General features: G+C 42.5%; 25 protein-coding genes. 19 read left to right on the top strand and 6 right to left on the bottom strand.

Annotated features, from left to right (window positions below; translation table 11 throughout):
* Positions 1 to 56: 56 nt before the first annotated feature.
* Genes ACRHOZ_RS10475 through ACRHOZ_RS10460 form a run of 4 tightly spaced genes read left to right on the top strand, consistent with a single transcriptional unit; the run spans position 57 to position 4,308 of the window.
* Complete coding sequence (locus ACRHOZ_RS10475; protein WP_431125382.1) at positions 57 to 1,661, top strand: 4Fe-4S binding protein; 1,605 nt, start codon at positions 57 to 59, stop codon at positions 1,659 to 1,661.
* Position 1,662: 1 nt separating this feature from the next.
* Positions 1,663 to 2,133, top strand: a complete 471-nt coding sequence (locus ACRHOZ_RS10470) for a toxin-antitoxin system YwqK family antitoxin (protein ID WP_431125380.1) — start codon at positions 1,663 to 1,665, stop codon at positions 2,131 to 2,133.
* Entirely contained in the window at positions 2,133 to 2,822 is a 690-nt protein-coding gene (locus ACRHOZ_RS10465) for a glycosyltransferase family 2 protein (RefSeq protein WP_431125378.1), read from the top strand. Before ACRHOZ_RS10470 ends, ACRHOZ_RS10465 begins: the two co-directional genes overlap by 1 nt.
* A gap of 1 nt (position 2,823) precedes the next feature.
* A complete protein-coding gene (locus ACRHOZ_RS10460; RefSeq protein ID WP_431125376.1) occupies positions 2,824 to 4,308 on the top strand; it encodes a cellulose synthase family protein in 1,485 nt (494 codons plus the stop codon).
* A gap of 4 nt (positions 4,309 to 4,312) precedes the next feature.
* Here ACRHOZ_RS10460 and ACRHOZ_RS10455 read toward each other — a convergent pair whose 3' ends face one another.
* Positions 4,313 to 5,425 (bottom strand): alpha/beta hydrolase-fold protein, encoded by a 1,113-nt coding sequence (locus ACRHOZ_RS10455; protein ID WP_431125374.1) that lies wholly within the window; start codon positions 5,423 to 5,425, stop codon positions 4,313 to 4,315.
* A gap of 120 nt (positions 5,426 to 5,545) precedes the next feature.
* On the opposite strand from ACRHOZ_RS10455, the gene ACRHOZ_RS10450 reads away from it, so the two are divergent.
* From ACRHOZ_RS10450 to argH, 15 genes are all read left to right on the top strand, one after another.
* Positions 5,546 to 6,424 carry a winged helix-turn-helix domain-containing protein gene (locus ACRHOZ_RS10450; protein WP_431125372.1) on the top strand — a complete coding sequence of 293 codons (879 nt, stop codon included), beginning with the start codon at positions 5,546 to 5,548 and terminating at the stop codon, positions 6,422 to 6,424.
* A gap of 59 nt (positions 6,425 to 6,483) precedes the next feature.
* Positions 6,484 to 7,848, top strand: coding sequence for a polyprenol phosphomannose-dependent alpha 1,6 mannosyltransferase MptB (gene mptB / locus ACRHOZ_RS10445; protein WP_431125370.1), 1,365 nt, complete (start codon positions 6,484 to 6,486; stop codon positions 7,846 to 7,848).
* A 219-nt stretch (positions 7,849 to 8,067) separates the two neighbouring features.
* The gene (locus ACRHOZ_RS10440; protein WP_431125368.1) at positions 8,068 to 8,682 is read left to right on the top strand and encodes a GNAT family N-acetyltransferase; all 615 of its coding nucleotides are present in this window, start codon (positions 8,068 to 8,070) and stop codon (positions 8,680 to 8,682) included.
* An 80-nt stretch (positions 8,683 to 8,762) separates the two neighbouring features.
* Positions 8,763 to 9,953, top strand: coding sequence for an argininosuccinate synthase (locus ACRHOZ_RS10435; protein ID WP_431125366.1), 1,191 nt, complete (start codon positions 8,763 to 8,765; stop codon positions 9,951 to 9,953).
* On the top strand, positions 9,946 to 10,920 hold the full coding sequence (argC, locus tag ACRHOZ_RS10430) for an N-acetyl-gamma-glutamyl-phosphate reductase (protein ID WP_431125364.1): 975 nt from the start codon (positions 9,946 to 9,948) through the stop codon (positions 10,918 to 10,920). Before ACRHOZ_RS10435 ends, argC begins: the two co-directional genes overlap by 8 nt.
* 11 nt (positions 10,921 to 10,931) lie before the next feature.
* Complete coding sequence (gene proC, locus ACRHOZ_RS10425; protein WP_431125362.1) at positions 10,932 to 11,726, top strand: pyrroline-5-carboxylate reductase; 795 nt, start codon at positions 10,932 to 10,934, stop codon at positions 11,724 to 11,726.
* 114 nt (positions 11,727 to 11,840) lie between these two features.
* Positions 11,841 to 12,968 (top strand): aspartate aminotransferase family protein, encoded by a 1,128-nt coding sequence (locus tag ACRHOZ_RS10420; RefSeq protein WP_431125360.1) that lies wholly within the window; start codon positions 11,841 to 11,843, stop codon positions 12,966 to 12,968.
* Complete coding sequence (locus tag ACRHOZ_RS10415) at positions 12,965 to 14,161, top strand: glutamate-5-semialdehyde dehydrogenase (protein ID WP_431125358.1); 1,197 nt, start codon at positions 12,965 to 12,967, stop codon at positions 14,159 to 14,161. Before ACRHOZ_RS10420 ends, ACRHOZ_RS10415 begins: the two co-directional genes overlap by 4 nt.
* Before the next feature lie 4 nt (positions 14,162 to 14,165).
* Entirely contained in the window at positions 14,166 to 14,927 is a 762-nt protein-coding gene (gene proB / locus ACRHOZ_RS10410) for a glutamate 5-kinase (protein WP_431125356.1), read from the top strand.
* The gene (locus tag ACRHOZ_RS10405; protein WP_431125354.1) at positions 14,924 to 15,862 is read left to right on the top strand and encodes an acetylornithine carbamoyltransferase; all 939 of its coding nucleotides are present in this window, start codon (positions 14,924 to 14,926) and stop codon (positions 15,860 to 15,862) included. Before proB ends, ACRHOZ_RS10405 begins: the two co-directional genes overlap by 4 nt.
* Before the next feature lies 1 nt (position 15,863).
* Positions 15,864 to 16,616 (top strand): SDR family NAD(P)-dependent oxidoreductase, encoded by a 753-nt coding sequence (locus ACRHOZ_RS10400; RefSeq protein ID WP_431125352.1) that lies wholly within the window; start codon positions 15,864 to 15,866, stop codon positions 16,614 to 16,616.
* Between the two features lies 1 nt (position 16,617).
* A complete protein-coding gene (gene argB / locus ACRHOZ_RS10395; protein ID WP_431125350.1) occupies positions 16,618 to 17,397 on the top strand; it encodes an acetylglutamate kinase in 780 nt (259 codons plus the stop codon).
* Positions 17,394 to 18,464 carry a M20 family metallo-hydrolase gene (locus ACRHOZ_RS10390; RefSeq protein ID WP_431125348.1) on the top strand — a complete coding sequence of 357 codons (1,071 nt, stop codon included), beginning with the start codon at positions 17,394 to 17,396 and terminating at the stop codon, positions 18,462 to 18,464. Before argB ends, ACRHOZ_RS10390 begins: the two co-directional genes overlap by 4 nt.
* Positions 18,465 to 18,477: 13 nt before the next feature.
* Positions 18,478 to 18,888 (top strand): ACT domain-containing protein, encoded by a 411-nt coding sequence (locus ACRHOZ_RS10385; protein WP_431125346.1) that lies wholly within the window; start codon positions 18,478 to 18,480, stop codon positions 18,886 to 18,888.
* Complete coding sequence (gene argH / locus ACRHOZ_RS10380) at positions 18,885 to 20,174, top strand: argininosuccinate lyase (protein WP_431125344.1); 1,290 nt, start codon at positions 18,885 to 18,887, stop codon at positions 20,172 to 20,174. The genes ACRHOZ_RS10385 and argH overlap by 4 nt, the downstream gene beginning before the upstream one ends.
* A gap of 6 nt (positions 20,175 to 20,180) precedes the next feature.
* Here the strand turns inward: argH and ACRHOZ_RS10375 are convergent, their stop codons facing one another.
* From ACRHOZ_RS10375 to ACRHOZ_RS10355, 5 genes are read right to left on the bottom strand one after another with little or no spacing between them, the layout of a single operon-like run.
* Positions 20,181 to 20,627 carry a hypothetical protein gene (locus tag ACRHOZ_RS10375; protein WP_431125342.1) on the bottom strand — a complete coding sequence of 149 codons (447 nt, stop codon included), beginning with the start codon at positions 20,625 to 20,627 and terminating at the stop codon, positions 20,181 to 20,183.
* Between the two features lie 8 nt (positions 20,628 to 20,635).
* Entirely contained in the window at positions 20,636 to 21,475 is an 840-nt protein-coding gene (locus ACRHOZ_RS10370) for a pseudouridine synthase (RefSeq protein WP_431125340.1), read from the bottom strand.
* A gap of 57 nt (positions 21,476 to 21,532) precedes the next feature.
* Positions 21,533 to 22,483: a carbon-nitrogen hydrolase family protein gene (locus tag ACRHOZ_RS10365; RefSeq protein ID WP_431125338.1), complete on the bottom strand. Its 951-nt coding sequence runs from the start codon at positions 22,481 to 22,483 to the stop codon at positions 21,533 to 21,535.
* Positions 22,483 to 23,388: a geranylgeranylglycerol-phosphate geranylgeranyltransferase gene (locus ACRHOZ_RS10360; protein WP_431125336.1), complete on the bottom strand. Its 906-nt coding sequence runs from the start codon at positions 23,386 to 23,388 to the stop codon at positions 22,483 to 22,485. Before ACRHOZ_RS10360 ends, ACRHOZ_RS10365 begins: the two co-directional genes overlap by 1 nt.
* An 11-nt stretch (positions 23,389 to 23,399) precedes the next feature.
* The gene (locus ACRHOZ_RS10355; RefSeq protein ID WP_431125334.1) at positions 23,400 to 24,338 is read right to left on the bottom strand and encodes a mevalonate kinase family protein; all 939 of its coding nucleotides are present in this window, start codon (positions 24,336 to 24,338) and stop codon (positions 23,400 to 23,402) included.
* Between the last annotated feature and the right edge of the window lie 65 nt (positions 24,339 to 24,403).

The raw sequence follows: 24,403 nt of genomic DNA, 5'->3' as shown, positions 1-24,403 counted from the left end.
AGACCATTTGGCGCCACCACTTTCAACTTTCAACTTTTCACCTTCAACTGAAAGATATGAGCACATACGATAGAAGCATGGCCCTTACCGGGCAGCCTCCCAAAATTTTGAGCAGAAACCAAAAGATGGCCACCCTTATAGGAATGGGAGGTCTTGGTATTCTACTTTTGGCCGCATTCAACGTGAGTTTCCCTAATAAAGGATTATGGCTCACCCTCTCTTTAATGGCCATTTCTGCAGGAACCATCTGGTTTTCGTGGGATGCCTATACCCATAAGCTACCTGGGATCAAGAATGATGGGGTCTGGTTCAAATCCATTTCCAGTAAAGGTTTATGGGGATGGATGGCCGGAATTGCCCTAACTGGATTCTACATTGTGCTGTATTTCTATCCAGAATATTTGGGATTGGTAAAAGATGGGAACAACAAAGGTGTTATTGGACTTTTTGATCCGTTGAGCAGAATGCTCAGTGGTAACCCCGCAAGCCAGTGGTTCGTTTATGGTACGCTGTACACGGTGGCTATTTTGGCTTTTGGCATCAAATTTATGTGGAAGTACCGTCATAATAGATACGAGCGTATCCGAACTATGAGCGTTATGTTCTTTCAAACCGCCTTTGCCTTTATCATTCCAGAATTGATGGCGCGATTAAATGGTGATAAAATATTAAATGGTGGAAGCCTGCCCTATTACGACCTCAAAAATGTATGGCCTTTGAACTATTACAATTTTGAGGGATATCGTATCAAAGGTTTTTTAAGCTCTGGGGATATCGGTTTCGCCTTATTGATTTTCGGAATCCTATCCGTATTTGTGATCACCCCGATCTTAACCTATAAATATGGAAAAAGATGGTACTGCTCTTGGGTATGCGGGTGTGGGGGCTTGGCCGAAACAGCTGGCGATGCCTTTAGGCAATTAAGCGATAAAAGCGTAAGTGCCTGGAAAGTGGAGCGTTGGGTAGTGCACAGCGTGGTGGTTTTTGTTACGCTTATGACTACGGCGGTTATCTATTCCTACCTCGGACATGATACCAATAAATATTGGCTGACCAAAAGCACTTTCTTGATCGGTGTGGCGTCCCTACTGACGCTTGTTTTTGCTTGGGTGATGCTATTTAAACGTGACGAGTTCAAAAAAGATGCAATTTATGGCGCCATTGGATACTTTGTAATCATTATGGCCCTTATTGGATTTCACTTCTTTAGTGGCGATGGCAATGTATTCTTGTTTAAATCTGAAACCCTACGTAAGTCCTATAGTTTCCTCATCGGAAGTATTTTCTCGGGAGTCATTGGAACTGGGTTTTATCCCATTTTTGGGAACAGGGTATGGTGCCGTTTCGGTTGTCCTATGGCTGCCATGATGGGCTTTCAACAACGCTTGTTCTCCAGGTTCAGAATCACTACCAACGGGGGACAATGTATCTCCTGCGGGAATTGTTCCACCTACTGCGAAATGGGAATCGATGTACGTGCGTACGCCCAAAAAGGGGAAAACATCGTCCGATCTAGCTGCGTAGGTTGCGGAATCTGTTCCGCAGTTTGCCCAAGAGGTGTATTGAAATTGGAGAATGGTCCATTGGAAGGTCGTATTGACAGCAATCAGGTGTTGTTGGGCAACGATGTGGACCTTATGACCTTGGTGAACAAGAAATAAGATGCTTCGGTTTACTTTTTTACTTTCCTTTCTTTTCCTGTTCGGAACGGGAAAAATGTACCATCGGGATTATCACCAGAATGGTAAGCTAAAGGCCGAGGGGTGGGTTCTGGACAATTCCAAGGAAAATTTCTGGAAACACTACCATTCCAACGGCAACCTTATGGCGCAAGGTCATTATAAAAACAATGAACGGGAAGGATACTGGTATTTTCACGACCAACTAGGTAAGCTGGAGATGGAAGGTCATTTCAAAAAAGGGGAAAAGGTAAACTGGTGGCTTTTTTATGATGAAAACGGAAAAATAAACCACAAATGCCAGCTCAAGAACGGGATCAAAAATGGGTACTGCCTTAAGTACACTGACGAGGAGCTTAAATCGGCAGAAAAATACAAAAACGGGAAAAAGATCAAGGAATGGTTTAGCTTTGGCAGTTTTAGAAAAGAAAACAAGCTTTCCGATTTAAAATAATGGCAGAAATCAAAGTCATCATTCCCGCAGTCAACGAAGGAGATTCCATCGGAAAAGTGGTCGGGGAATTGCCAAAGTCCGTTTCCGAAATCATTGTAGTCAATAACGGTTCTGAGGATAATACGGTGGAAAATGCCAAAAAAGCAGGAGCCACAGTTCTCACAGAAAACCAACGAGGATACGGTTATGCCTGTCTAAAAGGTTTGGATTATGTTGCAAAACAATCCAAACAACCCGACCTTATCGTATTTATTGACGGAGATTATTCCGATTATCCAGAAGAATTGGATAAAGTGGTGGCACCTATCTTGCAGGATGATGTGGATTTTGTGGTAGGAGCTCGAAAAAAAGCACTTAGGGAACCGGGATCTATGACCCCGCAGCAGGTTTTTGGCAACCAATTGGCCACGTTTTTAATGCGGCTGTTTTTTAGGGCAAAATTTACGGATTTGGGGCCTTTTAGGGCCATTAAATACGAAAAGCTCAAAGAACTGGAAATGCAGGACAAAACCTACGGTTGGACAGTGGAAATGCAGCTGAAGGTTTTACGAAAAAAAATGTCATATACCGAAGTACCAGTGCGTTATAAGAGAAGAATTGGGGTATCTAAGGTGTCCGGTACAGTAAAAGGTACTATATTTGCGGGCATAAAAATCTTAGGTTGGATTTTTAAATACAGTTTAAAATAATATGGGACTAACGATCGCTTTTATTATCATCGCTATTTATAGTACGGCCTTAATTTTGATTTTTTTCTACAGCTTGGCCCAACTCAATCTGTTGATCAATTATTTGGGCAATAAAAAGCAAAACGAGGAAGCCCCAAAATTCAACCTTCTCGACCCAAAAGAAATTCCGTTGGTGACCATCCAATTGCCCATTTACAACGAAGAATATGTAATGGAGCGGTTGCTGGACAACATTTCCAAAATAGAATACCCAAAAAGCAAATTGGAAATTCAGGTGTTGGACGATTCCACGGATGACACCGTAATAGATACCGCAAAAAGAATACAGGAACTTAAAAACACCGGGCTGGACATCCACCACATAAGACGGGAAAACCGCCAAGGATTTAAGGCTGGAGCACTGAAAGAAGGCTTGGAAGTTGCCAAGGGCGAATTCATTGCCATTTTTGATGCCGATTTTCTTCCCGAAAGCGATTGGTTAAAAAAGACTGTTCCCTATTTCAAGGATGAGGAGATAGGTGTGGTGCAAACCCGTTGGGGCCATATCAACAGGGACTATTCCACCTTGACCAAAATTCAGGCTTTTGCGCTGGATGCGCATTTTACCTTGGAGCAAGTGGGAAGAAATTCCAAAGGACATTTTATCAACTTTAACGGTACCGCGGGAATCTGGAGAAAAGAGTGCATTCTTGATGCTGGAAATTGGGAAGGCGATACCTTGACCGAGGATTTGGATTTGAGCTACCGCGCCCAACTAAAAAATTGGAAGTTTAAATACTTGGAGGATGTGGAAACTCCTGCCGAGCTTCCGGTTGTGATCAGTGCTGCGCGCTCACAGCAGTTCCGTTGGAACAAGGGTGGGGCCGAAAACTTTAGAAAAACAGTCTGGAGTGTGATTACGGCCAAGAACATTCCTTTCAAGACCAAATTCCATGGAGTAATGCATTTGTTGAACAGCTCCATGTTCCTTTGCATGTTCATCGTTGCCATATTTAGTATTCCCATGTTGTACATCAAAAATACCTACGGACATTTGGCATGGGTTTTTGACGTTAACCGATTTTTTATAATAAGCACAATTATATTGTTCATCTGCTACTGGTTCACTTTTAAGAGCATTCAAGGCAGTAGTTTTGACAAGTTTGTGGACTACATCAAACTCTTCTTTACCTTTTTCTCGGTAGCCCTTGGATTTTCCCTACACAATACCGTGGCAGTTTTGGAAGGCCATTTGGGCAAACGAAGTGAGTTTGTTCGTACCCCAAAGTTCAACATCAACAATCTTACAGATAGTTGGAAAGGAAACAAGTACCTGACTAAAAAACTGTCTCCAAACATGATTCTGGAATTTGGCCTTATGGTCTATTTCCTATTTGGAATGTACAGTGCGGTTCCTTTGAATGATTTTGGTCTGTTCCCATTCCATTTAATGTTGTTCCTTGGATTTTCCTTTGTTTTCTTCAAGTCGTTAACCTCCAAGGTTTAAAGCTTTATTCTAAAAGCTTCTTTAACATTTCCATTCGCTCAGATATATGGGCTGATGGGAAAAGTTGATGTATGGGTTCGTAGTTTGCCTTGGCCTTTTTGTATTCTTTCATTTCAAAATATAGGTCGCCCAATGCCGAATACGGAATGGGAATATTGGGATAGCTTTTTTTAAAATACTCAAAAACCTCTATGGACTCCGAATAGTTTTTATTTTCCATGGCCCCATAGCCTCTATTGAACAAGATGCGTTGGGGAACTCTTTGGTCATAGTCAAAGTATGTACCGTTCTGGGTGTAGTATTCAATGGTTTTGCTAAAGTCCTTCTCCCCATACTCTTCTGGAAGAATAAAGGAATCAAAAACAAACTTCAATCCATCAAAATAGGCTTTCCATGGAACAGTTACATGACTGTTCTTCGGATACTCCATATACTCAAACTTGGTCATTTCCATTTCCTTCAGCAAGGTGGCCAAGTGAACCACCCCTTCCCTTTCCAATCCCGTTTCATTCCCAATCCCTAAAAAGATGGTGGGATTCCTTTTTTCCAACTCCCTTTGAAAATCTCTGGTAAAATGACCCAGTAGTTCAAAATTGTTCCATCTTATGGTAGGTGTAATCGCAACAACTCCATCAAAGGTTTCAAGATTTTGACTTAGGGCATAAATGGAAAATAACCCGCCCAGGGAATGTCCCATAATTGTTCGGTGTTCCGAAATACGATATTCAGTCTCCAATTTTGGTAAAAGTTCTCGGGTAATAAACTGATGAAAATTCTTGGCGCCACCGCTTGAAGGAATTTCCTGATTATGACTCAAGGCCAAGTCCCTTCCCCTGTCCGTATTCACAATAGCAGCAACGATCAACTTTGGAAATCCATCTTGATATAGCAGTTTTGTGGCCTGCTGAACCATATCAAAGTGCCACTCCCCGTCGGTGATTAGTACCAGCGGATATTTAAAGTCTTTCCCATCAACTTCATAAGACTTCGGTAATCCTATCCGAATTTGGCGCTCTTCGCCTAATATTTTAGAAGTAATGGTAATGGTTTGGTCTTGAGTAAATCCATTGGAAATGATCAGAAAAAATAGAATTAGAGCCAGTTTTAAATTTTGCATCAGGGTCTGTATTTGTTAGTTTGAATCAATTTTAGGACAATCTGGATTGGAAAATGGATTATCTTCCTGAATTAATTCTGAATTTGCATTTATCTTGATTCGGAATTCCTGTTGCTCATCATGTCCGATAAAAAATACCATTACAGAATAAAGGACTGGGTTTTTGACCCAGATGTTGCCGAATTATCAAACAGCCATCAAAAAAAGAGACTTCAAAACAGGGTAGCGCAAGTACTAATTGTGTTGTTGGAAGCCAACGGTGAACTGGTTACAAAACCAGGATTGCTGCACATGGCATGGAAGGACATCGTGGTTTCGGAGAACTCCTTGGACAAATCCATTTCCGAGCTTAGAAAAATACTTGGTGACTCCAAGACAGACCCAAAATATATTGAAACCCTTCCCAAAAAAGGCTATCGATTTATCGCTCCAGTCCAGCGAATACAGGTTGCAGCAAATCCAATACCAACTGTAACATCCAGAAGGTCTATTTGGGTGTGGGTCCCGCTTTTTACAATTCTAGGATTAACAGCTATTTTCCTGTGGATCGGAATATCCATTCCTCCGAAAAAGGTTCTATCCCCAAACGGAAACACCATTGCTTCCATTCAAAAAGATGGGGAACATTATGCGCTGTTAGTGGAAGATTTATCAGAAGAAACTGTTAGAAAATTGGATTCCTTTGCCCTACCTGAAACCCAGGTCATAGGTTGGTCTAAGGACAATTCCAAAATTGTTTACAACACCACCCAATCCAAAAATGATTTCTACGCCCTGAATGTTTATAATCTGTTCACCGACAAAAAAGAGTATATTAAATTTCCAAAAAAAGACCGAAGCGAGCAGTTGAAATCCATTATTGGCAACGCACCTACAAGTTTGCTGGAACATCGCCTTATAAAACAAAACGACAATACTGTGCACTATATAATCTATGCTCAAAAAGACACCATAAAAGTGCTCTTTAACAACAAAAAAATAAGCGACTTAAAATGGTAAGATTTTCAAAGGACGAGGATTCTTTATCCGAGTAATCATGTTCTAAATTTTGCAGTAGTATGCCAAATCAGTTCATACGGTTTATCCAATTGCATAAAATCCCAATCCTCTTGGTTATTGGGAGCTTCTTGTTTTACATCGTCTTCGCCTATGATCTGGAGCGCGAGGATTTCCCAAAACTCCTGTCCCTATTTGCAGCGCTGTTTTTCCTGCATTATAAACTCATCCAATTTGAGAAATGGAATTTTAAGTTCCTACTGGTTGCGGGCATCTTATTTAGGCTGACCTTTTTATGGGCAGAACCCAACCTTTCCCAAGATTTCTATCGCTTTATCTGGGATGGGGAATTGATCAAGAACGGAATCAATCCCTACATCCATCTCCCCAAAGACCTTATTTCCCTTGTTGACCTTCCCATAGCCAATGCCCAAGAGCTTTTTGATGGAATGGGCAGCCTTAGCGCCAGACACTACAGCAACTACCCTCCTGTAAACCAAATCATATTTGCCCTTGCCTCCTTTTTGGGAGGGGGAAGCATTTTGGGTTCTATTATTACAATGCGGCTAACGATTATTCTCGCCGATATAGGAATCTTGGTACTGGGCAGAAAGTTGCTTCAAAACCTCAATCATTCCAATCACGTGGCCTTTTGGTACTTTTTGAATCCTCTGGTAATCATTGAGCTGACGGGAAATCTCCACTTCGAAGGAGTTATGCTCTTTTTCTTTGTGTGGGCACTGTATTTAATCTCCAATAAAAAATGGGCGATATCGGCCCCCGTTTATGCGGCCTCCATCATGGTGAAACTGGTTCCTATTTTGTTCCTGCCTTTATTTCTAAGGTTCTTCGGATTCAAGAAAAGCGTTTGGTTCTATTTGTTGGTTGCGGTTTCCAGCGTGCTCCTGCTACTTCCATTTTATTCATCGGTCTTTATAGATAACTATTCCGAAACTGTAGGCCTATGGTTTTCCAATTTTGAATTCAATGCCGGATTCTATAATGCCCTAAAGTTTGTTGCCGTGGATTGCTTTGATGCCAAACCGTGGGAGCTGGTTAAGATTTATGGCAAATGGGTGGCTGGTGCCGTTGTGCTGGGAGCAATGTTTTTGGCACTGCTTAGAAAGAACCAAACTTTAACAGCTTTGATTACCTCCATGCTGATTCTGCTAACTGGGTACTATCTCCTATCCACTACCGTACATCCTTGGTATCTGGTCTTTTTGGTGGGGCTTGCCATGTTCACCAAATTCAGGTTTGCCATGCTATGGTCTTTCCTGGTTATCTTGAGCTATTTTGCCTATTCCAATGTGGATTTCGATGAGAATCTGTGGTTGTTGGCTTTTGAATATCTGCTGGTCATCGGCTACATGATTTATGAAATTATGGGTAGAAACGGAAAAAAGTTAGATTTCTTCAAAAAATAATCGGCATTTTAGGTCGGTTGAAATTAATTTGTACTTTTATCCCATAATGAAAGGACAAATACACATACTATCTTCTTTGAGCATCACTGCTCCCGTTCGTCCATTCGCTCCTCGCCGCCGTCGCCCGTAAGGGTGCATATCAGTTATGGAAATAGGTGAGTCCATTTCCGCAGAAAACCTTCAGATTTCAAATTTTTACCTGTTTTAAATGCCATAGCAATGGAAATTGTAATTGCTAACGAATCACATTTTAAGTACGCGCAGATTATCAGCGATACCATCACGGAATCCGCTAAGGTACGTGGTACCGGGATAGCCCAACGGAGTCCGGAATATATCATGAAAAGACTGGAGAACGGGAATGCCGTTATTGCCTTGGACAAAGGAAAGTTTGCTGGCTTTTGTTATATCGAAGTCTGGGGCAACAAGAATTTTGTGGCCAACTCGGGACTCATAGTTCATCCTGATTATAGAAATCAAGGACTGGCCAAAAAAATAAAGAAAGCCATCTTCGAGCTTTCCAGACAAAAATTTCCAGAAGCCAAAATATTTGGGATAACCACAGGACTGGCCGTCATGAAAATGAATTATGAACTGGGCTATAAGCCGGTCACTTTTTCCGAATTGACTGATGATCCCGATTTCTGGAAAGGCTGCCAAACCTGCAAAAACTTTGATATCCTCACCAGGACTGAAAGAAATATGTGCCTGTGCACAGGAATGCTGTATGACCCAAAGGTTAAAAAGTCCGTATCAAAAAAAATAAATGGAAAAGCATTTGCCCGGTTGAAGAGCATAAAAGAGCATCTTTTCCTAAAAAAGAAAACAAAATAATAATGTCTGTTCGAGCGCAGTCGAGAACAATTAGACCTCTTCTGTTTAAATGGATAGCATAAAATTGAATAAAACAAAAAATGAAAAAACTAGTACTAGCCTATAGCGGCGGATTGGATACCTCGTATTGCGCCAAATACCTCTCCCAAGAAGAAGGGTTTGAAGTGCATGCGGTAAGTGTAAATACTGGCGGGTTTTCCGCAGAAGAAATCCAGGAGATTGAGCAAAAGGCCTTAGCACTTGGAGCTTCCACCTACACGTCCATTGATGCAGTTTCCAATTTCTATGAAAAAGTGGTCAAGTATCTCATTTTTGGTAACGTACTAAGGAACAATACCTATCCTTTGTCCGTAAGCGCTGAACGAATTGTACAGGCGGTGGAAATTGTAAGTCATGCCAAAAAGATTGGTGCAGAGTATATAGCCCACGGAAGTACGGGAGCCGGCAACGATCAGGTAAGATTTGATATGATCTTTCAAATCATGGCCCCAAATATTAAAATTATCACCCCTATCAGGGATAACAAACTATCAAGGGAAGCGGAGATAGAATACCTTCAACAAAATGGGATAGATTATTCTTGGGAAAAGGCCAAATATTCCGTTAATAGAGGTTTATGGGGGACCTCTGTAGGTGGAGATGAAACCTTGACTTCCCACCTTTCCTTACCGGAAAGCGCCTATCCAAGTCAATTGGAAAAAGAGTTGTCCAAAGAGCTTAAACTAACGTTTACCCAAGGGGAATTGACTGCCGTGGATGGGGAATCGGGCTCGCCTGTGGACAATATTGAAAAACTGGAAGCCATTGCATCCAAATATGCCATTGGAAGGGATATCCATGTTGGTGACACCATTATTGGAATCAAAGGAAGGGTTGGATTTGAAGCCGCAGCGCCCACTATTATCATCAAGGCGCACCATTTGCTGGAAAAACATACCCTAAGCAAGTGGCAGCAATATCAAAAAGAACAATTGGCCAATTTCTATGGCATGTTGCTCCATGAAGGCAACTATTTGGATGAGGTAATGCGAAACATTGAAGCTTTCCTTTCGGATACCCAAAAAAATGTTTCGGGTGATGTGTTCGTAACCCTACACCCCTATCGATTTGAGTTGGATGGAATCACCTCCCCTCATGATCTTATGAACGCTTCCTTTGGAAGTTATGGGGAAATGAACAAGGGTTGGACCGCAGATGATGCCAAAGGATTCATCAAAATCCTATCCAATCCTGGAAAAATTGCAAACCATGTAAACCAAGACCATGATTAAGGCAGGAATAATAGGAGGTTCGGGATATACAGGAGGAGAACTGATCAGGTTGTTGCTGAATCATCCCCAAACCGAAATAGATTTTGTGTTCAGCACTACCCGCGCAGGAACGCCTGTGTCCTCAGCGCATCAAGATTTGCTGGGTCAAACGGAATTGCTTTTTTCAGGAGAAATCAATCCTGGTGTGGATGTGGTCTTTTTGTGTCTGGGGCATGGAAATTCCACCAAATTTTTGGAAGAAAATGCCTTTGGGGACCTCACCAAGATTATTGACCTGAGCAACGACTTTAGATTACAGGCGGATGCCAGTTGGAACGCTAAAACCTTTGTCTACGGCCTGCCCGAGTTGAATAAATCCAGCATACAAAATGCCACTGCTATTGCCAACCCTGGTTGTTTTGCTACTGCCATCCAGTTGGGATTGTTGCCCATGGCCAAGGCAGGACTGCTGGACAAGGACGTCCACATTAATGCTGTTACGGGGAGTACGGGAGCTGGTGTTGGCTTATCCGCCACATCCCATTTTAGCTGGAGAAATAATAATGTATCCTGGTACAAACCCTTTACACACCAACATCTGGGTGAAATTGGAGAGAGCTTGGAATCCTTCGGAAATGGGGTGGGCAAACTCTATTTCCTACCCAATAGGGGCAACTTTACCAGAGGCATTTTGGCAACCGCTTATACGCCTTTTGATGGAAGTTTGGAGGAAGCACAACAATTATTCAAGGATTTTTATGCCGATGCGGTCTACACCCATGTTTCTGATGACCCTATTCACCTAAAACAGGTGGTGAATACCAATCAGTGCCATATCCATTTACACAAACACGAGGATGTGCTGTTGGTTACATCGGCCATAGATAATTTATTAAAAGGTGCTTCAGGACAAGCTGTACAGAACATGAATTTGATGTTCGGTTTGGAAGAGCAAATGGGATTACAACTAAAAGCAGGAGTGTTTTAAAAAGAGAAAATATGAAAATAGCCATAATAGGAGCAGGGAATTTAGGACTGGCGATAGCCAAGGGTATTTTGCACAGCAATGGGGCCACCTCTATGTACCTGACCAAAAGAAACACCAGTTCAATTAAGGACTTTGAAAAGTACGGGAATGTTGTAGTGACTTCGGATAATCACGAAGCTGTGAAGCAATCGGACATTTTGATTTTTGCGGTTCAACCAGGGCATTTTTCCAAGATTTTGGACGATGTAAAACATCTTCTTACGGAGAACCATGTTTTGATCAGTACCATTACCGGTTTCAGTATTTCCAAAATTGAGGAAATTGTGGGTGCCGACAAGTACATTGTAAGGAGTATGCCCAACACGGCCATTTCCGTTGGAAATTCCATGACCTGTATTTGTAGCAACGAATTGGGCAAGAAACGTATCGATTTGACCAAGGGAATTTTCAACCGTATGGGTCATACCTTGGAAATCCCCGAGGATTTGATGCAGGCAGCTACAGTTATCTGTGCCAGCGGAATTGCTTTTTGGATGCGTTTGATACGAGCCACCACTCAAGGCGCTATCCAACTTGGATTTGATGCCAAGGAGGCCCAAGAGTTGGCCATGCACACCTGTAATGGTGCAGCAAGCCTTTTGATTGATTCCGGCAGCCACCCCGAAGAGGAAATAGATCAAGTGACCACCCCAAGGGGATGCACCATAGAAGGCCTGAATGAGATGGAACACCAAGGTTTGAGTTCCTCCTTGATCCGGGGAATTGTAACCTCATTTGAGAAAATCAACCAAATTAAAAAAGGATAAAAATTAGCTAGGGTGTCCGGTCGAGCGCCGTGTCTGCCGACAGGCAGGCAGTCGAGACCTTTCTATCCATCGACAATAACCTCTCGACTCCGCTCGAGGGACAACTTAACAAAAATGGAACTATTTGATGTATACCCCCTATATGATGTAACCCCCGTTTCCGCCAAAGGGATTGAAGTCATTGATGACAAGGGTCAAACATATCTCGATTTCTATGGCGGACATGCCGTTATTTCCATTGGGCACACCCATCCGCATTATGTAAAGCGACTGAAGGAGCAGTTGGACAATATGGCATTTTATAGCAACTCCGTGCAAAATCCGCTTCAGCAAAAATTGGCGGATAAATTGGGGCAATTGTCTGGATGTTCGGATTACAAGCTGTTTATGTGTAATTCTGGCGCGGAGGCCAACGAAAATGCCTTAAAACTGGCTTCGTTCCATACTGGAAAATCCAAAGTTATCGCCTTTAAAAATGGATTTCATGGACGTACTTCCGCGGCTGTAGCGGCTACGGATAATCCAAATATCAACGCGCCGATCAATCAACAACAAGCAGTCACCTTTCTTCCATTAAACGATGCTGATGCCTTTGAAAAAGCCATTGATCATGGGGATTATTGCGCCGTCATTTTGGAAACTATTCAAGGCGTAGGCGGATTGGATGAACCAACCACCCCATTCCTCCAATTGGTAGCTGAAAAATGTAGACAAAAGGGAGTAGTCCTGATAGCGGATGAAGTGCAATGTGGTTTTGGAAGGAGCGGGAAATTCTTCGCTTTTCAATATCACAATATCCAACCCGATATTATTTCCATTGCCAAAGGTATGGGAAACGGATTCCCGGTTGGGGGGGTGTTGATCCATGAATCCTTCCAAGCTTCTTATGGACTATTGGGGACCACCTTTGGAGGCAACCATCTGGCGTGCGCCGCGGTTTTGGCCGTCCTGGAAGTGATGGAGCAGGAGAATTTAACCCAAAATGCAACTGAATTGGGAGCTTATTTTCTGGAGAAGGCCAAGGAAATTCCTGCAGTGAAAAATGTCAAGGGAAGAGGTCTTATGCTAGGCCTGGAGTTTGACTTTGAAGTGGCTTCCTTGAGAACAAATATGATTTACAATCAAAAAGTGTTTACCGGTGGAGCAAAGGACAAGCACGTATTGCGTTTTTTGCCTGCACTAAATATCACCAAAAATCAAATGGATCAATTTTTTGATGCCTTAAAAGCCGAACTGTCATGAGTTTACTTTTGAATATAGAAAAACGAAATGCCGTTCTAAAGCGAATGGCCATACTGATTCAGGAACAGGCCGTAAACTTGATAACAGCCAACACGGAAGATCTAAATGCATACGATGGCGGGGATTTGGCCATGGCAGACCGTCTAAAAGTGGATGAGGCAAAGATTTCAGGGATGATCCAATCATTGGAAGAATTGGCTTCCCAACCTGATCCCATTGGCGTAGAACGCTATGCCTTCACCCATGAAAATCAAATGCAGGTGAGCAATAGAACCGCTCCCTTTGGCACGGTTATGATCATCTATGAATCCAGGCCTGATGTGACCATTGAAGCTGCTGGAATCGCATTTAAGTCCGGTAATAAAATCTTGCTGAAAGGGGGGAAGGAATCCCTACGAAGCAATTTGGTCCTAGTGGAACTATGGCATCAGGCATTGGAAGAAAATGAATGCTCCAAGAATTGGGTCACTTACCTAAACTACTCCCGGCAGGAAACCCAAGATTTCTTGGGCAACCCAGACCAAAAAATCGATTTGATCGTACCCAGGGGTGGTGAGCGATTGATTCAATTTGTAAAAGCACATGCCAATTGCCCAGTAATTGTCAGCGGTAGGGGCAACAACTTTTTATATGTGGCCAAGACGGCAGATACCCAAATGGCAACAGATATCATTGTCAACGCCAAAATTGCCAAGATATCGGCATGTAACGCCTTGGACAAAGTACTTATTGATAAAGAACTTCCCAATAAGGAGGCTTTCGTTTCCGAATTGATCAACACGCTTAAAGACCAACAGGTTGCCATTTATTCCGATAAGGCCATCTCCCAACATGGAGATACCGAAGTCATAACCGATGAAAACATCTGGGAAGAGGAGTTTTTGGATTACAAAATTGTGTTGGGCGAAACTTCAGGGCTTGAGGATAGCATTGAAAGAATCAACATCCATAGTGGAGGGCATTCGGCAACCATTATTACCTCAGACCAAGAAGAAGCTTCCCTATTTATGGAATCTGTGGATTCCGCAGCCGTCTACCACAACGCTTCTACCCGGTTTACAGATGGTGGGCAATTTGGACTGGCTGGGGAATTGGCCATAAGCACGGATAAATTACACCAAAGAGGCCCTCTTGGATTAACCCATTTGGTCACCAATAAGTGGTACATCAAAGGAAACGGCCAAACAAGATAATGAGATGAAGAAAAGGGTTCTAATAAAAATTGGCTCAAATACGCTCACCAAGGAAACCAATCAAATTTCCAGAGGCAAAATTGAGGATATCGGTAGGCAAATCGCTTTGCTGAAAGAGGAATATGAGTTTATTCTGGTCTCTTCAGGCGCCATCGCCACCGCCAAACAATTTGTTAAACTGGAGCACAATGGGCAGGAAATTGATGTAAAACAGGCATTGGCGGCTATCGGTCAACCCCGTTTGATGCATATTTTTCAGGAGAGTTTTAGGGAATTGGGATTGTTTACCTCCCAATGCTTGTTCTCCTATTCCGATTTGGAAAATGAAAAAGCCAGAGTGAACATTGAGAACACCATCAATGTATTGTTGGCCAACGATGTTATTCCCATTATCAATGAAAATGATACTGTGGCCACGGATGAAATCAAATTTGGAGACAATGATAAGTTAGCCGCACTTACCGCAGCCTTTCTAAAAGTGGACCTCCTTTTGATTGCAACCAATACAGATGGCATTTACACCAAAGAATCTTTGGATGGAAAGCTACCAGAAACCATAAAGGAAGTTGCTTCCATTACCGATTTGGGGAAAGAGGTGAGTACGGTCAAATCTTCCCACGGAACAGGAGGCATGCAATCTAAAATAGAGGCCGCCAGTATTGCGCAAAAAGCAGGAATAGAAACATGGATTGTCAACGGACTGAAAGATAATTTCATTGTCGACAGTTTTCGGGACCAAATCCACTTTACAAAAATCAAGGCATGAAGCACTATTTAAGCATCAACGATATTGAAGACCTAGAGGCAGGGGTTGCAGAGGCCATCGAATTGAAAAAGGACCCGATCAAATTTAAATCCCTGGGTAAAGACAAAACTGTTTGTCTCCTTTTTTTCAATAACAGCCTACGTACGCGCTTGAGTACACAAAAAGCCGCCATAAATTTGGGAATGGAGGTCATGGTCATGAATTTCGGCAGCGAAGGTTGGCAATTGGAATTCGAAGATGGAACGATCATGGACCAAGGCAAGGCCGAACATATCAAAGAAGCTGCGCAGGTAGTGTCCCAATATTGCGATATTGTGGCCATACGTGCTTTTGCTGGTTTGGAAAACAAAGCAATGGACGAAGCCGAGGTCGTGTTGAATGGATTTAAAAAATATGCCACCGTTCCTGTCGTGAACATGGAAAGTTCGGTAGGCCATCCATTACAAGCCTTAGCTGATGCTATAACCTTAAAGGAATTTGGTTCCAAAGAAAGACCCAAAGTTGTACTTTCTTGGGCGCCACACCCCAGAGCATTACCTCATGCTGTGGCCAATTCCTTTGTGGAAATGATGAAATTGCAGGATGCGGATTTTGTAATCGCCCACCCTGAGGGCTATGAATTGAACCCCGAAATCACCAATGGGTGTCAGATTGAATATGATCAGGATAAAGCCTTGGAAAATGCCGACTTTGTTTATGTCAAAAATTGGAGTAGCTATTCGGATTATGGAAAAGTAGTTTCCCAAGACCCCAATTGGATGTTGACCCAAGCAAAACTTGGCACAGCCAAATTCATGCATTGCCTCCCAGTTAGAAGAAATGTAGTGGTAGCCGATGCCGTGTTGGACAGCAATCAATCCTTGGTGGTGGAACAGGCCAACAATAGAACATATTCGGCTCAAATAGTTTTAAAGAAAATTCTTGAATCCCTATAAAATGGAATTAAAGTTAAAGAACAAGGTCGGTATTGTAACTGGAGCTACCAGCGGCATGGGAAAAGCCATAGCTGAAGCTTATCACAAAGCCGGCGCCTCTTTGGTCTTATCTGGTCGCAATATGGAGCGAGGGAACCAGTTAGCGGCACAACTGGAAAACAGCGTCTTTGTCCCTGGTTATGTAAATGATGTGGACTACAACCAAAAGTTGGTGACAACAGCCATGGACAAATTTGGAAGATTGGATATTTTATCCTTGAATGCAGGGATTCTTGGTTTGGGAAATGTGGTGGACCTTTCCGTTGAAACTTGGCGTGAGACCATTGACACCAACTTAAGTTCCATCTTTTATTGCTCCAAATTTGCCATTCCTTTTTTGCAAGAAGGAGAAGGAGGAAATATATTGATCAATGCATCCATTGCAGCTTTTAAGAGTTTTCCCAACCATCCTGCCTATTGTGCTTCCAAGGCAGCTTCCTTGGGATTAATGAAGCAACTGGCCGTGGAATATGCCCCAAAAATCAGGGTAAATGCCATCTGCCCTGGTCCTGTGGACACCCCTTTAATTTGGGATTCGGCAAAAGCATTTGACCAGCCCGAAGAAGCGGTGGAAAATGCCAAAAACGCCACCCTGCTCAAGCGATTGGGAACTCCAGAGGATATTGCCAAATTGGCGCTGTTCTTGGTTTCGGAGGATTCCTCCTGGATAACAGGATCGGCAATGACCATTGATGGTGGAATTATAAATGCATAAAATGGGTGAAAAACTTTCCATAGTAAAAATCGGGGGCAATGTCATTGAGGACAAAAGCCAACTTTCCCATACCCTTTCCCTTTTTTCCAAAATTGAGGGAAACAAAATTTTGGTACATGGGGGAGGAAAAAAGGCTACCGAAATTGGGAACAAACTAGGGATAGAGGCCAACATGATCAATGGTAGGAGGATTACCGACAGTCAAAGTTTGGATGTGGCCATTATGGTGTATGCTGGATTGGTCAACAAAAAAATCGTGGCCCAACTGCAGTCCCATGGAACCAATGCCATTGGCATGAGTGGAGCCGATGCAAATGCGATCCAAGCCCATAAAAGACCAGTAAAAGAAATCGATTTTGGATGGGTTGGCGATGTGGATGTTGTGAATTCCAATGGAATTTTTAACCTGCTACAAGCTGGGTTCACTCCCATTTTTTGTGCACTGACCCATGATGGTAAAGGACAATTGTTCAATACCAATGCCGATACCATTGCCGCCGAACTGGCTATTGGAATGTCAGGACTGTTTGAGACTACCTTGTTTTATTGTTTTGAGAAACAAGGTGTTCTGCGAAGTATTGAAGATGAGAATTCAGTCATCCAACACATCAACTCTAAAACCTATGCAACCTTATTGGAAGAGGGAATCATTGCAGATGGGATGCTCCCTAAAATGCACAATTGCTTTCATGCGCTTCAAAACAAGGTGAAACAAGTCTGTATTGGAACCCATACCATGCTGGATGCATCAAACTCAAATTTTACGACCTTGACCCTATGAAAAGTGACCAGCAAATCTTGACCCAAAAAGCCATCGAGTTGCTAAAGCAGCTCATCTCCATCCCCTCATTTTCAGGAGAGGAGGATAGAACTGGTGATGCCATTGAAACTTGGCTCCAAGGTTTTGGGGTTAAAACAGAACGGCAAGTCAATAATGTTTATGCTTTCAACAAGCATTTTGATGAAACTAAACCAACCTTGCTGCTCAATTCCCACCACGATACCGTAAAACCAAATTCGGCTTATACCAAAGACCCTTTTCATCCCCATGTGGAGGATGGAAAGCTTTATGGTCTGGGCAGCAATGATGCGGGAGGGTGTTTGGTCTCCCTTTTGGCCACTTTTGTACACTTTTATAAAGCGGAAAATCTAAGCCACAACATCATTATGGCCGCAACCGCAGAAGAGGAAAATGCAGGGGAAAAAAGCTTGAGAGGATTGTTGCCCATTCTTCCAAACATTGATGTGGCCATTGTTGGTGAACCTACCCTTTTGGATTTGGCCATTGCGGAAAAAGGGCTGGTGGTTTTTGATGCCGTGGTGGAGGGAACTCCTTCCCATGCAGCCCATCCCAACAACAATAATTCCATTTATAATACCATTGACGTTTTGAACTGGTTTAAAAATTACATTTTTGACAAGGTTTCGGATGCTTTGGGTGAGGTAAAAATGACAGTGACCCAAATCAATGCAGGAACGCAGCACAATGTGGTTCCGGCCCAGGTGGATTTGGTAGTTGACGTGCGAGTAAATGATAGATACTCCAATCAGGAAGTTGCTGATTTGTTGCAACGGGAAGCCCCCTGCAAAATGACCCCGCGTTCCCTACGACTGAATTCGTCTTCCATTGATCCCAAGCACGATTTGGTAAAGAGTGGAATGGCCTTGGGCAGAAAAACCTACGGATCACCCACACTATCCGATCAGGCCGCGTTGACATGTCAATCGGTAAAGTTAGGACCTGGAGATAGTACACGATCACATTCGGCAGATGAATTTATTTATGTGAATGAAGTTGAGGAAGGAATTGACTTATATATCAAAATCCTTTCAGGGTTTTTAAATTAAAAAGAATTGATAAATGGCAGGAGAAACCAATTTATCCACGCTAATCGCAAACATGGAACCAGAACTGAGCCCTATAGCTTTTGTTTTCGTAACTGTGGATGATTTGTCAACTCTAAATCTATCCAAAGTCCATGGCTTTTATCGGGAAAAAGAAGGCATTACCCTGATTCTCGAAAAGACCGTAGCGGACAACCTAGGTCTAAGCTATGACTTTGTGGCATCTTGCATAACGCTAAGAATTCATTCCTCTTTGGAAGCCGTTGGGCTCACCGCAGCTTTCTCCAATACGTTGGCAAAACAAGGAATTAGCTGCAATGTAGTTGCGGCCTATTACCACGACCACATTTTTGTGGACACAATCAATGCAACAAAAGCAATGGATGCATTGGTTGAAATGACAAACCAAAATAATACAGCACTATGAAACTCTGGGACAAAGGCTTTAGTACAGATAAAAAAATTGACCATTTTACCGTAGGTAACGATCGGGAATTGGATTTACTATTGGCCAAATATGATGTGACTGCCTCCCAAGCCCATGCTAAAATGTTGGCCCAAGTAGGCCTGATTTCCAAAGAAGAATCTGAAGCCTTGGTAAAGGAACTGGGTACCATTGCCAAATCCATTGATAAAGGAGCCTTCACCATTGAGGATGATTTTGAGGACATGCATTCCAAGATTGAATTCCTACTTACCAAAAAACTGGGGGATACCGGAAAGAAAATCCATACTGCGCGGTCGAGGAACGATCAGGTTTTGGTGGCCATGCAGCTGTATTTAAAGAATGAGCTCAGTGGAATCAAAAATGAGGTGAAAACCCTTTTTGATCTTCTGCTCAATTTGGCCGAAAAGCACAAATCCGTTTTACTTCCAGGCTATACGCATCTTCAAATTGCTATGCCCTCCTCATTTGGACTTTGGTTTTCAGCTTATGCAGAAAGTTTGGTGGATGACCTCCATTTTGTCCAAGCTGCTTACAAGATTGCCGACCAAAATCCCTTGGGAAGTGCAGCGGGTTATGGTAGTTCCTTTCCCATAGATCGGACTTTTACCACTAAAGAAATGGGATTCGAGACCCAGAAATACAACGTAGTTGCAGCCCAAATGGGGCGTGGGAAAGTTGAAAAGGCAACCGCCTTTGGCATTTCCAGCGTAGCTGCCACGCTATCCAAATTGGCCATGGATATCTGTTTGTACATGAGCCAGAATTTCGATTTTATCTCATTTCCTAATGAGTTGACCACAGGCAGTAGTATCATGCCGCACAAGAAAAACCCTGATGTTTTTGAATTGATTCGAGCAAAATGCAACAAAATTCAGGCAGTGCCCAACCAACTGGCCTTGATCACCAATAATCTCCCCAGTGGTTACCATAGGGATTTGCAATTGGTGAAGGAGGTAATCGTTCCGGCCATTCAGGACATCAAAGCATGCTTGGAAATGGCCATTTTTAGCTTGAAGGAAATCCAAGTGAACCCAAATATCCTGGATGACCCCAAATACGATTATCTGTTTAGTGTGGACACTCTGAATGAGTTGGTCAAAAGTGGAATGCCTTTTAGGGATGCGTACAAAACCATGGGACAGGCCATTGAGAATGGGAATTTTAAACCCAAAAGGGATATCCAACACACCCACGAGGGTAGTTTGGGGAATTTATGTTTGGAGGAAATCAAGGAGAAAATGGAAAAAGTACACTCTTCCAGCTAATCGATCTTATCTTGATTTTACCTTCTTAAGGGTTGAGATAAAAATGTTCAGGAAATAAAGTAGTTGACCCAAAACGAATAAGGTCAATCCGAAAAACCAAAGAGATTCAATGTACTGTATCATCCTGAAGTTTTCCAGGGTTGGTTTTATATCCATATTGGTTGTTGCAAAACTTAAAGGAAAAAGTACGGTGAAAATCAAATGAAGCCAGAACATCCAACCAAAAATTGTTATCCTTCTGAGCTTTAGAATCCAATACCCGACTCCGCATAGAATAAACCATGTTCCCAGTACATTGAACAAATGGGCATAAGCGATGACCAAGTAGGTGTCATGGATATTTATATCCAGTGTTGAATCCGGATATACTATGCTGAACAAAACTTGTAAAGCAATTAGGAGAATTCCCAATGTCCAAAATACAAGATGTGCTTTTTCCTTGATGGTATTCAAAAGAACGTTTATTTGATCATCTTCAAATTCACCACCTCTTGCTCTGTCAAGTGGCGCCAATGTCCACGGGGAAGGTCTTTTTTGGTAAGTCCAGCGAAAATTACACGATCCAATTTGGTGACTTGATACCCCAAATGTTCAAAGATACGACGGACGATACGGTTTCGTCCACTGTGGATTTGAATCCCGACTTCCCTTTTTGGAGCTCCTTGGATATAGCTCACATCATCCACTTCTACAGCTCCATCCTCCAACTCCAAACCTGCCTCTATTTTTCTTAAATCGGAAAGGTTCAAGCTTTTATCCAAATGCACATGATAGATTTTGCGGACTCCATGGGTAGGATGGGTCAGTTTTTTGGTCAGATCCCCATCGTTGGTGAACAACAAGAGTCCTGTTGTATTTCTATCCAACCGTCCAACAGGCAACAAACGGTTTTTGGAAGCACTGGACACCAGCTCCATCACCGTGCGTCTTCCTTTTTCGTCGCTAGTAGTGGTGATAAAGTTTTTGGGCTTGTTCAACAGAATATACTCCTTCTTTTCAGGATTGAGCTTTCTTCCATCAAAACGCACATCATCAGTGAGTTTCACTTTATAGCCCATTTCCGTAATCACTTTCCCATTTACCGAAACACTGCCCGCAGCTATATAGGTATCTGCTTCCCTTCGGGAACAAATTCCTGCATTGGCCACATAGCGGTTCAATCGGATTTCGTGGGGGTTGGATTTTTTGGCTGGCGAATTCGCTTTAGGCTTTGAACCGTATTTTTTAGCATACGGTTTTCCTTGATTTCGCCCAGTATTTTGGGAGGATCTCCTATTTCGTGGATTGTCTGATTTCGGCATCAGTCGTAAATTTTTTGCAAAAGTAGTGTTTTAAGTTGCCTACCACACTATGCCAAGCTATTTTTCAAACTCCACCGTGGATTGTCTTTCCCTGTTGACCGAAAGCTTGGTCACATCAGGGCGGGAATAATGGCCAACGGGATCAAAGTTTTGGCGTTCTTCATAAACCCTATTGAAGTCCAAAGTTTGATAAATCAGGCCTTCTTGATCTACAATAGGTTCCACAATCCATTCGCCATCCGGGCCAGCTATACAACTGCCACCATTGGCCAAAACCTTGGGTGCTTTTTCCAAAATCTTGTCCAAGTGCGGGGTGTCTTTCGGAAAATCTGAAGTGTTCATCAAAGAGGAAACGGAGATAACATAGCTCCGTGATTCGCGAGCAATAAAACGGGTGATATCCTTGGTATTGTGCAGCCCCCCTGGCCATACCGCCACATGCAGATTTTCTCCCTGACCATATAAGGCTGTTCTGGGTAAGGGCATCCAATTTTCCCAACAATTAAGCCCTCCAACGGTAAATTGTTTCAGCGGATGAACTTGTAACCCATTGCCGTCACCTGGAGCCCAAGTGAGCCGTTCATCATAGGTAGGCTGTAATTTTCGGTGCACGGATTTGATTTCCCCATTTGGGTCAATGTAAACCAATGAGCAATACAAACTATGTCCGCCACGATCCTTGGCACGTTCCATCATTCCCAAATACAGGGCTATATTGTTTTCTCTTGCCAAGGTGCATATAGAATCCAATTCTCCTGCTTCTATTTGAACGGAATTTCGAGCATAATGGGCATGAAGTTCTTTGTTGACCTTTAAGTCCCATGCTGCACCCTCTGTATAAGCCAACCAAAAGGGATACCCAGGCAAAAAAGCTTCGCCAAAAATCAGAAGTTCCGACTTTTCCTTGGCTGCTTCCAGAATTGTGGCTTCAATTTTCTGGATGGTAGCTTGTTTATCCAGCCAAACAGGGGCTATTTGAGCCAATGCCACTTTTAAATGATTTTCCATCACAAAATTCGATTTATGACCAAGTCCACATCAATCAACAAAATACTGATCACTCCGGCAACAATGATGAACTTTAGAATATTATGCAGCCAAACATAGTGCTTTTTCCCACGAGCTCCCCATAACAAAACGATAAAAAGTCCCAGTAAAACAATGCATGCGATGAAATACAAGTGCATGTATCCCACATCAAAACTTTTGATCAACAGTAAGGCCGGCGCCAAGGTCAAAACAATGAGAAAACCTATAATGATCTTGGATACTTTTGGGCCATAAAGGATGGGGATGGTCTTATAGTTCTGGGCCATGTCCCCTGCCATATTTTCGAGATCCTTGATCATTTCACGGGCCAAAATCAACAGAAATAGGAATAGGGCATGTACGAAAATGACGGTTTCAAAATTGCCATAGTACACAAAAACCACAAAGAAAGGAGCAATGGCCAAGGAAGCTGAAACCAGATTCCCAAGAAAGGGAACCCTTTTAAGTTTATGGGAATACAACCAAATGCCAAAAATGTAGCTTGAGAAAAACAAAACCGCCCGAAACGAAATATAACTTGCCGCCAGCACGGCCAGAAAGTTCAGGATAAAGTAGGTAGTGAGCTTAAATCGTTGGCTTACCAACCTATCCAGCATACTTTTCCGAGGTTTGTTGATCAAGTCTTTTTCGGCATCATAAAAGTTATTGATGATATAACCACTTGCAATGACCAAGCCCGAAGCGGTCACAATCAAAAATAGATTTAGGTCAAGAACAACTTCCCGTAAGCTGGTTTGCGGGGAAAGGATAAAAATCGAAGCTAAATATTGGGCCAAGGTAATTACTAAAATATTGTACCCACGTACCACAGAAAACAAACTCAACAGCTTAAAAAGCAAGAGTTTATTTCTTCTACTAAGCATGACGATTGTGGTTAGAAGTTGTAAACAACTTCCAAATTGTATCCCTTGAGTGCTTTTTTGGCTTTATCCAAATCCTGGGTAAAACCCAAAATATAACCTCCACCACCAGAACCGCAGAGTTTTAAGTAGTAATCATTGGTTTCAATACCGTGTTGCCAAAGTTTGTGAAACTTGGAAGGAATCATGGGCTTAAAATGATCCAAAACCACATGTGATAACTGTTTTAGATTTCCAAACAGGGATTTCATATTTCCGTTTAAGAAATCTTCCACGCATGCATCCGTATGTTTTACGAACTGATCTTTAATCATATTTCGGAAACCTTCCTGCTTCATTTTCTCCATGAAAATCTGCACCATTGGAGCAGTTTCCCCAGTAATACCGCTGTCCAACAAGAATACCGCACCTTTCCCTTCCGTGTTTTGGGAGGGTATGCTGGTGGATTCAATATTGTCTTTGGAGTTGATGAGGATCGGCAAGCTCAAATAGCTGTTCAACGGATCCAGACCAGAGGATTTACCATGAAAAAAGGACTCCATCAAACCAAAAATGGTTTTCAGCTTCAACAGTTTTTCCCTAGTTAGATTTTCAAGAACCGTGATCTTATTGTTTGCGTATTTATCATAGATAGCGGCAACAAGGGCCCCGCTACTTCCTATTCCATAACCTTGAGGGATGGAACTGTCAAAATACATTCCCTGGTTCACGTCGCGTTCCAGAGCCTTCAAATCAAAAGAAACCAAATTCTTTTCCTTTTTTTCCAATTCGCTCAAATAACCCACAAAAGCCTTAAGGCCTTCATTGGATTGTTTTGCGGATGGTGCAGGGTTCTTATCGGTCTTAAGGGCACCTTTAAAAAAGTTATAGGGAATTGAAAGTCCCTTGGAATCCTTGATGATTCCGTACTCCCCAAACAGTAAAATCTTAGAATAAAAAAGAGGTCCTTTCATTGTTGCATCTAAAGTACAAACTATTTTGTTTAATTCAATGCTAAATCAGTTAAACAAAATGATTT

Origin of the sequence: Flagellimonas flava (genome assembly GCF_050617915.1) — a bacterium.
Taxonomy (GTDB): Bacteria; Bacteroidota; Bacteroidia; order Flavobacteriales; family Flavobacteriaceae; genus Flagellimonas; species Flagellimonas flava_A.
This window is presented reverse-complemented; position numbering and strand designations above follow the sequence as displayed.

Excerpts from the sequence above, each read along its gene's own strand:
- ACRHOZ_RS10475 (WP_431125382.1), top strand. The coding sequence starts at position 57 with ATGAGCACATACGATAGAAGCATGGCCCTTACCGGGCAGCCTCCCAAA.
- ACRHOZ_RS10470 (WP_431125380.1), top strand. The coding sequence starts at position 1,663 with ATGCTTCGGTTTACTTTTTTACTTTCCTTTCTTTTCCTGTTCGGAACG.
- ACRHOZ_RS10465 (WP_431125378.1), top strand. The coding sequence starts at position 2,133 with ATGGCAGAAATCAAAGTCATCATTCCCGCAGTCAACGAAGGAGATTCC.
- ACRHOZ_RS10460 (WP_431125376.1), top strand. The coding sequence starts at position 2,824 with ATGGGACTAACGATCGCTTTTATTATCATCGCTATTTATAGTACGGCC.
- ACRHOZ_RS10455 (WP_431125374.1), bottom strand. The coding sequence starts at position 5,425 with ATGCAAAATTTAAAACTGGCTCTAATTCTATTTTTTCTGATCATTTCC.
- ACRHOZ_RS10450 (WP_431125372.1), top strand. The coding sequence starts at position 5,546 with ATGTCCGATAAAAAATACCATTACAGAATAAAGGACTGGGTTTTTGAC.
- mptB (WP_431125370.1), top strand. The coding sequence starts at position 6,484 with ATGCCAAATCAGTTCATACGGTTTATCCAATTGCATAAAATCCCAATC.
- ACRHOZ_RS10440 (WP_431125368.1), top strand. The coding sequence starts at position 8,068 with ATGGAAATTGTAATTGCTAACGAATCACATTTTAAGTACGCGCAGATT.
- ACRHOZ_RS10435 (WP_431125366.1), top strand. The coding sequence starts at position 8,763 with ATGAAAAAACTAGTACTAGCCTATAGCGGCGGATTGGATACCTCGTAT.
- argC (WP_431125364.1), top strand. The coding sequence starts at position 9,946 with ATGATTAAGGCAGGAATAATAGGAGGTTCGGGATATACAGGAGGAGAA.
- proC (WP_431125362.1), top strand. The coding sequence starts at position 10,932 with ATGAAAATAGCCATAATAGGAGCAGGGAATTTAGGACTGGCGATAGCC.
- ACRHOZ_RS10420 (WP_431125360.1), top strand. The coding sequence starts at position 11,841 with ATGGAACTATTTGATGTATACCCCCTATATGATGTAACCCCCGTTTCC.
- ACRHOZ_RS10415 (WP_431125358.1), top strand. The coding sequence starts at position 12,965 with ATGAGTTTACTTTTGAATATAGAAAAACGAAATGCCGTTCTAAAGCGA.
- proB (WP_431125356.1), top strand. The coding sequence starts at position 14,166 with ATGAAGAAAAGGGTTCTAATAAAAATTGGCTCAAATACGCTCACCAAG.
- ACRHOZ_RS10405 (WP_431125354.1), top strand. The coding sequence starts at position 14,924 with ATGAAGCACTATTTAAGCATCAACGATATTGAAGACCTAGAGGCAGGG.
- ACRHOZ_RS10400 (WP_431125352.1), top strand. The coding sequence starts at position 15,864 with ATGGAATTAAAGTTAAAGAACAAGGTCGGTATTGTAACTGGAGCTACC.
- argB (WP_431125350.1), top strand. The coding sequence starts at position 16,618 with ATGGGTGAAAAACTTTCCATAGTAAAAATCGGGGGCAATGTCATTGAG.
- ACRHOZ_RS10390 (WP_431125348.1), top strand. The coding sequence starts at position 17,394 with ATGAAAAGTGACCAGCAAATCTTGACCCAAAAAGCCATCGAGTTGCTA.
- ACRHOZ_RS10385 (WP_431125346.1), top strand. The coding sequence starts at position 18,478 with ATGGCAGGAGAAACCAATTTATCCACGCTAATCGCAAACATGGAACCA.
- argH (WP_431125344.1), top strand. The coding sequence starts at position 18,885 with ATGAAACTCTGGGACAAAGGCTTTAGTACAGATAAAAAAATTGACCAT.
- ACRHOZ_RS10370 (WP_431125340.1), bottom strand. The coding sequence starts at position 21,475 with ATGCCGAAATCAGACAATCCACGAAATAGGAGATCCTCCCAAAATACT.
- ACRHOZ_RS10365 (WP_431125338.1), bottom strand. The coding sequence starts at position 22,483 with ATGGAAAATCATTTAAAAGTGGCATTGGCTCAAATAGCCCCTGTTTGG.
- ACRHOZ_RS10360 (WP_431125336.1), bottom strand. The coding sequence starts at position 23,388 with ATGCTTAGTAGAAGAAATAAACTCTTGCTTTTTAAGCTGTTGAGTTTG.
- ACRHOZ_RS10355 (WP_431125334.1), bottom strand. The coding sequence starts at position 24,338 with ATGAAAGGACCTCTTTTTTATTCTAAGATTTTACTGTTTGGGGAGTAC.